The following is a 15,163-nucleotide window of genomic DNA, read 5'->3' as shown; positions in this document are numbered from 1 at the left end:
TAGCTCGCCTTAACGATTGGTATCAGCGGCGATAATCTAATAAAACAGGACTGCTGTCTGAGTTCATGCCCTAGATTGACCGAGTTAGGCTGACTTGTGAGCGATTCTGTCTAAAATCCGAGTAAATCAAAAAGTTGATATGCCACGATCTCTCAAAGTTCGCCAAGATTGTATAGGACAGGTTAAGCTGTCGGTTAGACGGAATGGCTTTCCAAGCCAGCAAGCACTAGCCGAAGAGCTTGGCTTAGCTCGCTCTACAGTCGTCAATTTTTTGACAGGCAGACCCGTTGATCGGGCAGTTTTTGAAGATTTATGTCTCAGGCTCTCCTTGAATAGTCAAGAGATTGCTGAGATGGAGTTTGTAGCTTCAGCGACTACCAGCCAGAAGTTAGGTATAGATGCTGTAAGAAAGTCCAGAGACTTAAAAGGTGCTCCAGACGTTTCCTTTTTTTTCGGTAGAGAACTGGAGCTAGCAACCTTGAAGCAGTGGATTCTTCAGGAGCAGTGCAAGCTAATTACAGTTTTTGGGGTTGGAGGAATTGGTAAAACAACGTTGTCCGTCAAACTAGCGCATCAAATTGAAGAGGGCTTTGATTACGTGATCTGGCGATCGCTCCGGAATGCTCCTCCGTTAGATGCTCTTCTGGTTGATTTAATTCAGTTTCTGACTCCTATGCCAATTTCTAAATTACCTGAAACCCTAGATGGAAAAATTGCAAGTTTTCTAGAATGCCTTCAGCAACGATGCTTATTGGTTTTAGACAACTACGAGACAATTCTTCAAGAGAGAATTCAAGCAGGAGCATATAGAGTTGGATATGAGAACTATAGCTCGTTGCTGAAGTGCATTAGCGAAACACACCATAAGAGCTGCGTTGTTCTGACTAGCCGAGAGAAGCCTGCTGAAGTAGTTCAGCTAGAAGGACTCAATGCTCCTGTGCGATCGCTGCAGGTCAATGGCTTGAGTGAAGTAGAAGGATATAAAGTTTTTGAAGTCCAAGGATACTCTGGCTCAAAAGCTGAACTAGAACCTCTAATTGGGCGGTATGGTGGTAATCCACTGGCCTTAAAAGTTATTGCCACGACTCTTCAGGAATTTTTTAATGGCAATGTTGCTGATTTACTAGGACAAGAAATCCTTTTCTTCGGAGATATCTGGAAACTCTTGAGCGAGCAGTTTAATCGACTAACTGCTATAGAAAAACAGATTATGTATTGGTTAGCGCTTGAACGAGATTGGGTCTCGCTAGGTGAGCTACGCGAAAAACTTTTTCCCACAGTAACGGCAAGAGAGCTACTGGAAGCGCTTGATTCTCTACAACGTCGCTCTTTGCTTGAGAAGCGAGCAGGTTGTTTTACACAGCAATCCGTAGTGATGGAATACACCACGAATCAATTGCTTGAGCAGGTTTTTAAAGAAGTTAAGACAGGAAAAATTGCGCTACTTAATTCAGTTCCCTTAATTCAAGCTCAAGCAATTGATTTCGTAAGAGAATCGCAAGTTCGCCTAATTCTTGAACCTTTAATTAAAGAGATACAGAAATACTTCAGAACGGAAGCTGCCCTTCGTCAGCAATTAGATATTTTATTAGTAACGATTCGATGCACAGGTGAATTGAAATTTGGCTATGCAGCAGGTAACTTGCTTAATCTGTACCGCTTTCTAAATCTGAATCTTTTAGGGTATAACTTCTCAGAGCTGGTTATTCGTCAGGCTTCTCTACAGGAAATAGAGTTGCATGATGTAAACTTTTCGCACTCTGAATTTATTAATTCGTCATTTACTCAAACTTTCGGTGGCATTCTTTCTATTCAGTTCAATCCAGACGGACAGACGTTCGCCACAAGCAGTACAAATTGCGAAATTCAAGTGTGGAGTGTAGCAGATGGACAACGTCTTCTAACTCTTCAAGGGCATACAAATTGGGTGCGTCGAATTGCATTTGATCCAACAGGGGAACTGTTAGCTAGTGCAAGCGATGATGGAACTTTAAGAATTTGGGATTTAGTTGAGGGAACCTGCAATTATGTTCTGAGCGGGCATAACGGTAGCCTGTATAGTGTTGCATTTAGTCCTGACGGTCAAGTTATTGCCAGTGCTGGCTACGACTGCACTATCCGCCTATGGAATGCCAGTAATGGATCTCGTTTGACTCTTCTCGAAGGTCATTCTGCCGGAGTTCTGGCTGCTAGTTTTAGTCCCTGCGGCAGTTTTTTAGCAAGTGGTAGTTTTGACCACACGATTCGCATTTGGGATACTCAGACAGGAGTCTGCCTCCAGACGCTGACTGAGCATACCAATTGGGTGACAGGACTTAACTTCAGTCCAGATGGGCAATGGCTAGCGAGTCCTAGCTGTGATCGTACTGTCCGTGTTTGGCGAGTTACTGACTGGCAGTGCGTAAGGATTCTGGAGGGACATACTGGATGGGTTTGGGGAATTGCTTGGAATCCAGATAGTCAATTGCTTATAAGCTGTAGTGCAGACTGCACCGCAAAAATTTGGGATGCTACAACAGGTGAGTGCTTACGCTCTTTGGGCGGACACAAAACTCAGATTTGGAGAGCGGTGTTTAGTCCTGATGGACAGAATATTGCAACGGGTAGCGAAGATCAGACAATCTCATTGTGGAACGTCGAGACAGGTCATTGTTTAAAGACAATAACCGGACACTCGAATTGGGTACGTCCTTTGGTGTTGAGTCCGGACGGTCGGTTTTTTGCAACTGGTCATAAAGACAAGAATCTACGGATTTGGAATAGCGCTGACAATCAATGCCTACAAGAGTGGAAAGCACACGAAACCAGCATTGTGTCGCTAGCTTTTCATCCTGGTCATCAACTGCTAGCTAGTGGTGGGATGGATAAGATAGTCAAGGTTTGGAACTGGCAGCAGAAAAAATGCATAGCTATCTTTGAAGGGCATAGTGATGAAGTCTGGGGGCTTGCGTTCAGCCCTGATGGAGAAATTCTTGCTAGTAGCAGCTTTGACCAAACAATTAGGCTGTGGCGATTGCAAAGTAAAACGTGCCTTGCTACTCTGACTGGGCACAGCGATCGTGTTCCTGCAATGGCTTTTCATCCCAAGGGGAGTACTCTTGCTAGTGGCAGCGATGACGGTATGATCAAGCTTTGGGATGTTTCTACTAGAAAATGCTACGCCACCTTAACAGGACATGGGGCGCGGGTTGGCACGGTTCGCTTCAATCCAAAAGGAGATAGACTTGTTAGCGCCAGCCTAGATCAAACGCTGAAAATTTGGAATGTACAGACTGGAGAATGTCTGCAAACACTGCAAGGGCATCAAAGCTGGGTTATGGGAGCCGTATTTTTCTCTGATAATCAAACTGTTGCCAGCGCTGCTTCTGATCAATCCATTAAGGTTTGGAATAGTCAAACAGGACAGTGCTTAAATACTTTGAGGGGGCATACCAATTGGGTTTGGAACGTTGCAGTTAGTCCTGACGGTCGAAAATTGATTAGTACGAGTGAAGACGAATCGATTCGGGTTTGGGATGTGCAGACCGGGGATTGTTTGGCGACGCTAAAACCTAAACGACCTTATGAAGGAATGCAAATTACCGGGACCACGGGTTTGACCTTAGCACAAGAAGAAACATTGAGAGAACTTGGCGCAATATGAAGCAACAACAAGCGCGATTTGTTGATGAGCCTTGTAGAAAAAACTTTGTGCCTCGGTCTGTGATTAAGACAAGCCGAGAAGAAATTACAGACTTACCACTAACAGTTCGCAGGTATGCCAAAAACGTTCAAGGAGATTGGGAACTGGTTGCGGAAGGAGATCCTGTTGAACTACCTGCAGGATTGCATGGCTATTACTTCGTTGTAGGTGCTTTGTTTCAATCTGACGATCGACCTCAAGAAGACGGGACACCACTATATACAGGTGATGGCATGATCTATCGCTTGGGCTTCGAGCATAATCAAGCGATTCTCAAAACTAGAATTGCAAAAACCCCTTGCTATTACGCTGATATAGCCCTGACTAGTACGAGCGATCGTACCTTATGGAAGCCAGAGACCCAGTTTTCAAAAAAGCATTGGTTATATTCATACTTTGCAGCTTTTCGCAATGGAGGTCCTAGTCGTTTTAGCTTACTGCTCGGGGGCAGGAACCAACTTAATACGGCCTTGCTACGAGTTGCCGATCGTTTAATTGTCACTATTGATGCAGGTCGTCCCTACGAAGTCGATCCTGATTCTCTGGAACTAATTGTGCCGATCGGCTCAACTAGTCAGTGGTTGGGCATCTTACCATTTATTTCTTCCCTGGTTTCTTGGGTAACGGGAAGCTACCCATTTGACGTTTACATTAACTCTGCCCATCCAGTCACCGACTGTACAAACGTTGATGGCAGTGCAACTTCAGAACCGGAGTTCTTTACCACAAATTACTCGACTGGATACAACGGTTTATTCCGAAAACCTGTGAATTGGGTATTTGACCAAATCAATAGATTGTCTAAAGCAGGAGCAAATGCCAAGGAACAGTTTGGGCGGTTTACCGACCTAATTTGCTACCACTTTCAAAAGGAAAACCTAGAACCAGATGATAAGGCAAAGCAGTATAACAATGAAAGTAGAAAGCCTGTGGAGCCTTACCTTAGGCACTGGCGATTAGTGCATGTCGATGGACCTCAAAAAGGTCAACCTGTCGTCGTTGAACAATCTCTTCATCAAGTCGCAATCACAGAAAACTTCATCCTATTTGCTGACATCGCCTTCAAGATGGAGTTCTCGCAAATTTTCTCGCCTTTCTTTGTGGGATTCTTGAAACTCAAAATTTTTCAACGATACTGGTCGTTCGGTGCTTGGGTACGTGCAACATTTCTACGAGATATTTTGCCCCTGCCTAGGGGAATTTTATATGTTGTTAAGCGGGAAGATTTAGACAAGTATCCTAGTTTTGTTTGCACCAATGAGAAGAAGAAGAATCAACCACCATTACCTCTGCCTGCTAGACAAATTATCCTGCCTTATGAGATCTCTCATTTTGCAGCTGATTACAGTAACCCTGAAGACAAAATTATTCTACATGTTGGTCATCCCAACGGTTGGGATGTAACTCAATGGATTACCAGATATGATCATTCTGTTCTAGGGAAACCCTGTCTTCGCTCTGATTTAGAGGGTATGCAGGTGGGTACAACAGACCTTGGTGCCTTAGCAAAATATATCATTAATGGCAGCAATGGTGAGGTTGAGAAAATTCAGGTTCTTCGAGATGTTGAAGCAACCTGGTCTCCCTCCATTTATACTCATAGTGAATTGAGCCGTGATGATAGTAATAATCAAGAAAATCAAGTTAGAAATATTTACTGGATTACCTGGGGATTTAGTTGGGAACTCGTTCCGCAGCAAATTTATGATGCTTATAAATCAAGAGGATATCGGACAATCCCGATAGAAAATCTTCCGAATCAAGATAAACCCTTGACCTTACTGCGGCTCGATACCCAAACGATGACCATTGCAGACTCCTTTCAGTTTCCAGTGGGATATTTTGCTTCTTCACCACAATTTATTCCTAGTTCCGAATCATTAGACAAAGAAGATGATCCATCCCAACATGATTTTATTGTCTGTACGGTTTTGTCTGATAATTCAGTTAATGAGAAGGAGTCTTCTGATGAATTTTGGGTGTTCCCTGCCAACAACTTCCAAGAAACGATTTATCGCTTTGGTGCTTCATCTCAGCGGAAACCATTGAACTTGGCGTTAACATTACACACAACTTGGATGAAGGAAATTTGTAACGCTCTCCAACGTCAACGGTATGGAGATATTGAAGTTCGTCAAAGGCTACGAAGAGAATCTGTTCTTCAAGACTATAAATCTCGACTACAGAAAGCAAATCCTGTTATTCGTGAGTTGTTCGATGAAATTGTTTATGGGTATTTTGTTGAGCAGTTTTTAGAAAAAGAGACACTCGATCGCTTGCAACAAAAAGACTATCAAGTGAAATTGTCTAATAAAGATACTATTTGACCGAGACTTTGCAAAAAAGGCTCTACTTTAATAAAAGTTGTTTCACCGTGTAGAGCCTTGCAGTTATGAAATTAGCGGATTCCCCAATCTATAAACAAATCACGAGGATCATATAGACGTAGGAGCGCAACTAGCTTCTTCAAATCATCTAGCGTGCCTACACAAACACAGCCTGCACTACCGGGTGAGCTACTCCTATTCCAATCCATGTGAAAGCCGAACTTGTCACGATCGTCAAATCGAGTCTTGATAATGGGAACCCAAACTGGACCAATCCCGTTTGTTTCATGAGGATGTACAACGGTGTAATTATCTCTACCACCTGCAAAGTCAATGTCTCCAATGGTATAGCGCGCTTGAGGAATAGGCTCAAGGTTCTTAGGGAAGCTCAGTGGATCTTCAGGAACTCTAAACTTCTGTGCTCCGGGTGCGCCTGAGATTACATCAAGCTTTGCAAGAACTCTACCCTTTGGATCAATAAACTCCAGCAGTAGCTTCTCAAGACCCGCATACGCTGTTGTGCCAGTTCGGGTTAGACGACAATAAACCCGATCTAACATTGGAGGAGGCACACGCTTTAGTGCATTGCTCAAGGCTGTTGTCATAGCTGCCTTTGTTTTGATTCCAAACTTTCCATCTACTTCAAGACGGTTGTCCCCTTGAAACCATTCGACAGCCTCTTTAGTAACAGATGTATACCTACCCGGCTGAATGCCATCGGCAAGATAGCCAAGTTTAGCTAATGCACAGTTCAAAATGAAGCAGTCTTTGCCAGCGTTTCCTTCGATGAGAGTACGGTGGATCTCCAAAGGAAGTTTTGGTTCTTCCCAAGGTGTGTCTGGAAATGTAGTATCCGGCGTGAGGGTGTCAGTACCAGGAAATCCGTCTCGCCGAAATAGTGCTTCTTCTTTGTTTCGACGAATGACTAGCCCTGGAAGAACTCTACCATCCCCGTAAATCCAGCGATCGAACTCGCGTGCTGCGCCTTCATAGTCCTTGCTATTCAATTTCTTGAGAAGTGTTGAACCCTTCAAGCCCTTATCTTCGGTTCCAATGTTATATGCAAACGAAACCAAAGCATCGAACATTCCTTGCGTTAGATCGACTTTGCATAGAGTATTGACTGCGTCTGCTTTCTCATCTACTTCTACCTTGAGCCACCGTTCAGCATCAGCTTTAGTGATGACATCACTTTTCTTCACAGCTCTGCCCGCATCAATGTGAACAATTGAACCGTAACCGATCGTCCAGACTCCAACAGGATCAGCATATGCTTCGATATTTCCATCCGGGAGTTTGCGGTGCAGTCCCTCTGACTCTTTGATAAGAGACAGACAATCCTGACTAGGATTCCAGGCCATAAGTACTCCTTCCTTGCAGATAGCGAAACTTTGGGACACTTCCATCAAAGTTTTCTGCTGTCCGAATTAAAGGCCGAGAATGACTGACTTATGAAAATAGCGTTTGTGTGCTAGGGACTAAGGTTATTGTTAAATCTGACGTATGGGGAGGAAGGTAGTGGACTAGACCAATGGAAATGGAGGAAACTTCAGGAGACGTCTGCCTAGCGGTTGTGACATGGTACTTGAACCGGTTCTTTGCCCAACTTGTGGGAGTAGTGATGTGGTGAAACATGGACAATCGGGCAAGGGAAAGCAACGATATAAATGTCGTAACTCCGACTGCTCTCGTTGCACATTTATTCGAGATTATGCCTACCGTGGATATCTGCCTGAAGTTAAGCAGCAGATTGCCGATATGGCAATTAACAGCAGTGGGACTCGCGCTGTATCACGAGTCCTCAAGATTAGCCAAGCTACCTCAGGGGGTAACAAGAAGGCTAGAACAACGCCTAGAGACGGAAAGCAACCTGTAAGCCTTGCTGAAGATAGAGTTGCTTATTGCCACTGAGTTGTAGCCAAGACTCTAGCCAAAGAGTTCTAAATCCATGCCATCTAACCAGGCTTGGGGAGATAAACCGACCCAGAAATCGCTATGTCTGCAACGCATTCTTCATCCTTCTTTAGCTCGACAATTATAGTTGGCTAAGCCTTGAACACGAACTTCATGTCCAGCATTTTTTCAAGTAGGCTTGTGGTCAAGTAGCAAGCCTATCTTTTTTGTGCTTGGCGGCTCTATCCCTTGCTACACATCTGCTTCAAGCTTCTTGTTACCCCCTGAGATCGATCACTGGCCGCTTCTCGTCACTACGCTGATTTTGAGATTGCGGACTCAGTGATTGCTCAGTATGCGGGCAAGCGCAAGGGCATTAAGCTGGGCTTAGGCGGTATTCAGCCCGTTGCTCCATTTCAGAAGCGGGCAGATGACACTCAAACTCGAGAACGCCAGCGCCAACAGCGCACGAACCTGCGTATCTGGAAAGACGACCAAGCCGCGATCGCTCACATTCTCGAACACTTTGACGGCAAACTCCAACCCGACAAGATGTCCGCTTGGGTCGCTTGGTCTCTACACCAGTTAGCCGCAAAAGCTACAACGACTGAATCAGAAGAAGCGACGGTTGATGAGGCAATTGAGACTGAACCCATCGAGGCGATCGCTCTCGTAGAAACGGAAGAGCGCGTCGATGAAGATGAAACAGAAACAATAGAGGCGATTGCTTCAACTTCTGAAACCACTGACGGAGAACCAGAGCCAATAGAGGAAAGCGAAGTCAGTCAACCAATCCAATCCGCTGAATCCATAAGCAATTTATCTCCAGAGCAACCGTCAGTCAGTGGATTGGAATCTAAACTCAACAAGCTCATTGATATTATGGCTCAGTTCGTTCAGTTTCAACTCCAGGCTCAAACACCACAGACTCAGCAGACAACGGAGCAAAACGCGATCGCTCAAACAGAACCAACTAGAGTAGCGGCAGCACCGGAGATAGAGGCAGTATCTCAACCCGCGATCGCGCTAACTAGGCCAACGACACTCCCGACACCAGTACCAGAGCAAGGTCCAATATCTCAACCCGCGATCGCTAACCAGGCTGAAGATACTACGGAGGAAGCTAATGGCGAAAGTAAGCCTCGTAAATACAAAACTGGTGAAGCTGATGCGATCGTTCATCAGGCGATCGATGCCATCATCCAGCACAACAACCAACCCAACCAACTCCACGACCTCAAGTGGGCTATCACTATCAATGGATTGAAGAACTTCAGCACCAACCAAAGAGTCATCGAACGCATCATGCAGGAACGCAAGGACGAGATTGATGTCCATCATCAACTCCACCAACTCCTTCCCAAGCACAACAACCGTCACAAACGAAAACGTAAGATTGGCGATGTCGTCAGGTTTTAGCGATCGCTCTTTGCCGCTTTTGAGATTGGGGTTCTCTCAGCACTCTGAAAGGTCCATCGACCTCATTCACCATCTTTTACCAGACTCAACCCATTTAAGGTTAGAGCCTGACTTGCTCAAGGCAGACACAGGACACATTACCTTGAGCCTGACTTCGACCCAAAGCAATGCCGCCTGCCCGCTCTGCCAGCAGTCCAGTCATCGCGTTCATAGCAGTTATGAGCGCACCCTCCAGGATTTGAACTGGGCTGATTGTGCTGTGACTTTACACCTCAGCGTTCGTAAGTTTTTCTGTGACAACCCAGGTTGTAAACGCCGGATTTTTACGGAACGCTTGCCTAAACTGACACAACCTTGGGCTCGTCGAACGGGGCGCATGACCCAGCACATCCAAGATGTGGGACTCGCTTTAGGCGGGGCAGCCGGAGCATCACTGATGCAACGATTCGGCTACTCCTTTAGCCGCGATACTGTCCTGCGCTGTGTCGCCAGGATACCTTTACCTCCGATCGCGCTTCCTCAGAAGTTAGGGGTGGATGATTTTGCCTTCCGCAAGGGACAGCGCTATGGCACTATCTTGGTTGATTTAGATCGCTCTCGTCCCATTGCCCTGCTCAAAAACCGCGAAGCGGCAACTTTAGCTCATTGGTTAGAGCAGCATCCGGGCATTGAAGTCCTCTCGCGCGATCGCTCGAAGGCTTATCGCCAAGGCATGAACCAGGGTGCACCCAATGCGATTCAGGTGGCTGATCGATTCCATCTCCTCCAAAATCTCGTCGAACCCTTAGAACAGATATTTAGTGGTCATCGCAAAGCGTTGGGCGAGATTGAGAGGGCCACTGATCCTCAAGCTCCAGCCGTTGTCATACTCCCACCGGCCAAACCATTGCACTCAGAAAATGAGCGACACTGAACACAGCGGCAATTGCGATATCAGAAGATCAGGGCTCTCCATCGGCAGGGCTACTCTACTTCTGCGATTGCCCATCAGCTTGGCGTCAGTCCGCGCACCGTGCAGCGCTATCTCAAATATGAACAATCTCCCCAACCTCAACCCCGCAGCGATTTTGGCCAAAGCCCGACTCTTGAGCCTTACAAACCGTTGCTATTAGAGCGTTGGAATGCGGGCTGTTATGAAGCGAGAGCCTTATTTCAAGCCATTGCACAGCAGGGATATGCGGGCAGCTACATGACCGTAGCGCCCTATGTTCGCCGTTTACGTCAGGCTCATGGGCTGCAACTTAGACAACTGCCGCCTCGGCGATCGCGGCGTCTGGTAGACCGCCAACGCCAAGTGCTGACTCCGCGCCGAGCGGCCTGGTTAGTGCTGCGACAACCCAAGCACCGAAACGCGGAAGAAACAGCGCTATTGGCTCGCCTCCAGCAACATCCCAGCTTCGTTCCAGCGATTGAACTGGCAGAAGCTTTCATCAACCTGGTCCGGCATCGTCAAGGTCAACACTTCGAGCCATGGTTAGCGCGAGCCTTACAGTGCCCTTTGCCTTCCTTGCACCGCTTTGCCCAAAGTTTGAATGACGACTCTGCAGCTGTGAAGGCAGGCTTAACTCTAGACGTCAGTAATGGTCCCACAGAAGGCCACATTAATCGCTTAAAAATGCTCAAGCGACAAATGTACGGTCGCGCCGGATTGGACTTACTCAGGCGTCGTTTTCTCTTGCAGGCTTGAACTCCTCGCCTTCACACCCAACAGCAGCATTCACTCATTACTCACTTCAACGTCTCGATATGGGTTTTGGGGGATTGGATTGAAAATGGATTGGATTGTGGATTGAAATGTGGATTGTGGCTCGAATAGAGATGCACCAATCGCCACAAGAGGCCACTGCTGCGATCGCGCTCACCAAAAGAGCGTATGAACCAAAACCTCGAAACGCGACAGCAACTCGGCGTTGCTGATTTGGTAATGGTATAGCTATCTTAAAGGCAGGTTCCTTCGTGGAAAAACCATTACTCTTCAGCAACGCCAAGCATCTGTCCGTTCAAGTGAGTTTTGCGTAAGTCCTGCCTGGCTTAAGAAAATCCCCAAACCTCCTTGGGAGCCTGTTAGGCTTCTTCCTTTTTAAGGGGAACTTGGGGAATCTGTCACCGTAGGAGAGCGCTACTTCTGCTGCTGATATTCGTCGCGCTTATCTTTCACGGTTTCCAGGACGCGCTGAATCACATTGCGATCGCGCAACACCTGTAGCAGTTCGTTCTGCGTTTCTGCGGCCGCCTGGGGATCACCCTGCTGAGCCAGCCAATCGCTAAAGCGATCGACATAGTATTTGTAGTCAATGTGTCCCAGAGACTCGGCTGCAGTCTGTTTTTCATCGGTGAGGGCCGCCGCAAACTTTTGACGGGCTTCCTCTACCTTGGCAGGCGCAACCTGAATTTGCAGTTGGTCATCTTTGATCTCCAGTTGTTTGTAGTCCTGAGATAGAGCACTGGCCAAGGCAACGTGGGCATGAATCGCCACACGGCGATCGCTCAATCGCTCCGTCACCTCGTGGAGGATATCATTTCCCTTATCCAAGAAGCGGCTCCCGTCAAACGTCAGAATACGACCGACTTCCTTCGAGAAGAAATCCTGTGCAATAAATTCTTCGTCATAGCCGCGCGGCGGCGCAATCCGAATGACCAGAGGATTAGAGACTACATCTTCTTCTCCAGGCTCCTCATCCATATGTAGAGCAATCTGAACGGTGTAGTATCCGGGTTCCGATAGATCCCAACCATTCTGCCCGACTGATACAAACAAGGAATCATACATCGATTCACCGGGCATCAGAGCCTTCACATCGGTCTTCCAGCAATATTGAGCAAAGGGAATAAATTGACGTGCAGCTTTCCCTTTCTTCTTAATGATCACGGTCATGTGATCAAGCTGCGACAGGATGTTGTTGTGAATGAGCTGAGGTTGGTTAGAAATATTGGTCAACTTCAACTCCAGGACAACGGGCTCCAAAAACTCAAATATGTTCTTCTGTCTGTTGGTGCGTAGCTCCAGCTTCAGGTCTGGCTCTGGTGAAACAACAGCTTGCTCGAAGCCGTGATCATCAAACCAGTTGGCATTTCCCATCTGAACGAATTTTGCGGGCGCATGACGCATAAACAAGAGTTCGCCATCGCTGAAGCGGTACTCAAAGTCGCGGAAGAAAGCTGTTTGCCCACCAGCCACGTTGAACGGATAGTTCATGAAGCTACGAGCTTCGGGTTCGTTAGCCAACGGAATCCAGGCCTTGCCCCACTCTGGAGAATGCTGTTTTTGCCAGGAGTGAGCCAGATTAAAGGCATGTCCCATTTCATGGCAAGCCGTCCAAAAGCGCATCCGCTGCACCCAGGACTGAGGAGCAGGATCACCAGGTGGCGGATCGGCAATAAACGTATCGTTGAAGATCGCAGTACCCTGACGATGGTTCGGTCCAATATCATCGAACATAATACCGCCCAGACTTTCGCCTTCTTCATGGATTGCCGCAAAGAAGACCCACATGGCCCACTGAGGTCCGTCTGCATAGCGTGACCAGTAAGTCTGCATGGCATCATGCATTTCGGAATTGCTCCAGCGTCTATCCCATCCAGCACCGTTGAGCGGGACAGCATTTCCGCCGTTGGAGGTTCTAACCCGGAAGCCTGCCCGACCAAACACATCCTGAATCGTGACGGTTTCATTGGGTAGGGTTGCAGGACGATTGGGATGGTCAAATGTATTGATACTGGTCGCAGCTGTAGTGCCTTCTACGGCATCAAACTCAAATTCCACCTCATGGAAGTACGCAGACTTGTACCGAAATGTGCGGACGCGATCGGGTGCACCATTGCCTGTGAAGGTAACCGTTGCACTGCGTTGATTGGGGTACCGACTGCGGACAACTTCAATTTCAACATTAGTGTAGGGAAGGCTAGCCGCATCGCCATCCTTATACCAAATGGCACCTCGCCAAGTGTTTGCACTCATGGCCATCAAGTTGGCAATCCAGTGAATTCGGGTCGAAAGTGACCGAAAGACGGTACCGCTGGCAATCATTTGGGGATAGCGTCCATCCACATCTAGTCGCAATTCTTCCCGAGAAAGCCACCACGGCATACTGGCCGACTCCAGCTTATCGGCGGCGGATGGGATGGGAGAAGGACCGGGCAAGGGACCAGGAATCGGCAGAGGGGACGGATCTGGGATAGGACGGGGATATCGTACACGGGGATTCCACTCGTAGAGTCCGCTAGCAGCAGGCAACAATGGAAGATTCATGGGTAAACGTTCTATCTGAGTCAAATCTCCTGCAAAATTCTGCATTTGAGTGAGTGCTTCTGCCATCAACTCTTGTTCGTTCATGGGGCTTTCTCCTGATGAAATTGGGTTGATATTAACGTTTGGATACACTGAACTTGAGGGTTCTGTTGTTAAACAACAGCCAGAACAATTGACCAAAGGCTAAGTTAGAACTGAGCTGATTACTTCCTAAACCACTGATCAACCTGTAAATTACAAGTCTGTAAAACTTCACATATAGCGAAAGGGTTCTTGCGAAACCTGAAGGCTGATTTGGCGATCGGGCGTGACGGACACTCCTAAATACAAGGGAGACTCTTGAATTTCCAGATCGACAGTTTCTGATAAACTTTTTGATGGTATTTGGACTTGGATACGTGCCGAACCTGACGAAACCGGAACCTCAAAAGATTTCGCCAATCCAATTTGAAATTTTGTTTTGATATCGGACTGATGAAATACTTCCTCACCATTCACTAAAATGATCACCTTATCGTTGACAAAGCCATCTTGCAAAGCAACGTGAAGTACAGTCATGCTTGACTCCTGGCTGCTATCGATCGCATTTGGATTGGCATCACAGGCGGTCTGTAGATAGATTAGGATGAGCGATAGAACAAGAACCCAGCAAAATTATTGCCAACCGGGCAGCGGCGGCTTTAAATGAGTGCATTTCATTGTTCTACTCATAACGCAAATATAGTTCTTTTAGCGTTTTATTAACGTTGCATCTCGTAATGAATAGTTACAGATAGAGAGGAGGACAAATCGCACCTGAAAAACGTTAAAAATCCTTTGAACTCAACTGCTTAAACCCCAATCTAAATCTAAAGAATTGATTAATCAATCCTTCAAATTTCTTATCATAATCAGGCAATTCTAAAAAGAGTAAAGCTTGATTTAGCCATTGCAATTATTCAGAACTATACTCGATCGCCAATCATTTTATCATCCCCCGTTTGTGTACCTTTACTATTAGAAGCAGATTGCAACCATTCACTTAAATTGGTAGTGCATCAAAGCGTAGTGGTTCGGTAAAGTAGAAAGGCTCATATCCTCAAGCATGATCTACGGAATGCAGACTCTGCACTTATCCCTCTTCTATCATTCTAGAAAAACAATAAATAGCAGTGCTGTTGAAGCAGTGTTTTCACTAATTCACCCAAGCAGTGCTCAAGGAATTTTTGAGCTTTCAGTTATTCTCTCGCTAGAGTGACAGAAGCTATCTACGAGCAACTGGGCTCGAAATGGTCAAAAGAAATGCAGTTGGCCTGAGGTCATTTGTCTAGAGTGAGGAGGTGCCTTGACAGTTAAGACCGTTCTCTCACTGGTGCATTGCGCCCGTACAAAAGCTTGGTTCTGGAATGCAACGGGGATGACATTGGCGAAGTGTTTCTCACACTATCCCGTTTAGGAGATTCTACAGCCCATCAATCCATTGGGTGGCTTGGTCTCTTGACTCACATCTTGCACCTTGTGATGTGAACCTCCCATCCTTGCTTCTGTAACAACCTTCGCTTTTGCGCGACTTCCTCAAGGAGCAGAGCAATAACTACTTCACTCAGGCAGACT

At 46.6% G+C, this 15,163-nt stretch carries 9 protein-coding genes and 1 pseudogene; 7 read left to right on the top strand and 3 right to left on the bottom strand.

Annotation, left to right across the window (positions count from 1 at the left end; genetic code table 11):
- The first annotated feature begins 139 nt into the window (after positions 1-139).
- On the top strand, positions 140-3,643 hold the full coding sequence (locus H6F68_RS05050) for an NB-ARC domain-containing protein (RefSeq protein ID WP_190556985.1): 3,504 nt from the start codon (positions 140-142) through the stop codon (positions 3,641-3,643).
- Positions 3,640-6,009: a carotenoid oxygenase family protein gene (locus tag H6F68_RS05045; RefSeq protein WP_190556983.1), complete on the top strand. Its 2,370-nt coding sequence runs from the start codon at positions 3,640-3,642 to the stop codon at positions 6,007-6,009. Before H6F68_RS05050 ends, H6F68_RS05045 begins: the two co-directional genes overlap by 4 nt.
- Positions 6,010-6,080: 71 nt before the next feature.
- On the opposite strand, the gene H6F68_RS05040 is transcribed toward H6F68_RS05045, so the two are convergent.
- Complete coding sequence (locus H6F68_RS05040; RefSeq protein ID WP_190556981.1) at positions 6,081-7,370, bottom strand: glycoside hydrolase family protein; 1,290 nt, start codon at positions 7,368-7,370, stop codon at positions 6,081-6,083.
- A gap of 217 nt (positions 7,371-7,587) precedes the next feature.
- Between H6F68_RS05040 and H6F68_RS05035 the strand changes: the two genes are divergently transcribed.
- The 5 genes and pseudogenes from H6F68_RS05035 (at position 7,588) to H6F68_RS28875 (ending at position 11,008) form a co-directional block, all read left to right on the top strand.
- Positions 7,588-7,920, top strand: a complete 333-nt coding sequence (locus tag H6F68_RS05035; protein ID WP_190556980.1) for an IS1 family transposase — start codon at positions 7,588-7,590, stop codon at positions 7,918-7,920.
- Between the two features lie 324 nt (positions 7,921-8,244).
- Positions 8,245-9,321, top strand: a complete 1,077-nt coding sequence (locus H6F68_RS05030; protein ID WP_190556978.1) for a hypothetical protein — start codon at positions 8,245-8,247, stop codon at positions 9,319-9,321.
- Positions 9,305-10,234 (top strand): ISL3 family transposase, encoded by a 930-nt coding sequence (locus tag H6F68_RS28880; protein ID WP_242065357.1) that lies wholly within the window; start codon positions 9,305-9,307, stop codon positions 10,232-10,234. The genes H6F68_RS05030 and H6F68_RS28880 overlap by 17 nt, the downstream gene beginning before the upstream one ends.
- Positions 10,235-10,246: 12 nt before the next feature.
- Positions 10,247-10,339 (top strand): annotated as a pseudogene (locus tag H6F68_RS29750) (helix-turn-helix domain-containing protein); the annotation flags it as partial.
- 171 nt (positions 10,340-10,510) lie between these two features.
- The gene (locus tag H6F68_RS28875; RefSeq protein ID WP_399312912.1) at positions 10,511-11,008 is read left to right on the top strand and encodes a transposase; all 498 of its coding nucleotides are present in this window, start codon (positions 10,511-10,513) and stop codon (positions 11,006-11,008) included.
- A 432-nt stretch (positions 11,009-11,440) separates the two neighbouring features.
- Here H6F68_RS28875 and H6F68_RS05020 read toward each other — a convergent pair whose 3' ends face one another.
- Both H6F68_RS05020 and H6F68_RS05015 read right to left on the bottom strand, forming a co-directional pair.
- Positions 11,441-13,654, bottom strand: coding sequence for a hypothetical protein (locus tag H6F68_RS05020; RefSeq protein ID WP_199299913.1), 2,214 nt, complete (start codon positions 13,652-13,654; stop codon positions 11,441-11,443).
- A gap of 168 nt (positions 13,655-13,822) precedes the next feature.
- Complete coding sequence (locus tag H6F68_RS05015; RefSeq protein WP_190556976.1) at positions 13,823-14,128, bottom strand: hypothetical protein; 306 nt, start codon at positions 14,126-14,128, stop codon at positions 13,823-13,825.
- Positions 14,129-15,163: the final 1,035 nt, after the last annotated feature.

The sequence above is a fragment of the Trichocoleus sp. FACHB-262 genome (genome assembly GCF_014696035.1).
Lineage (GTDB): Bacteria > Cyanobacteriota > Cyanobacteriia > FACHB-46 > FACHB-46 > Trichocoleus.
This window is presented reverse-complemented; position numbering and strand designations above follow the sequence as displayed.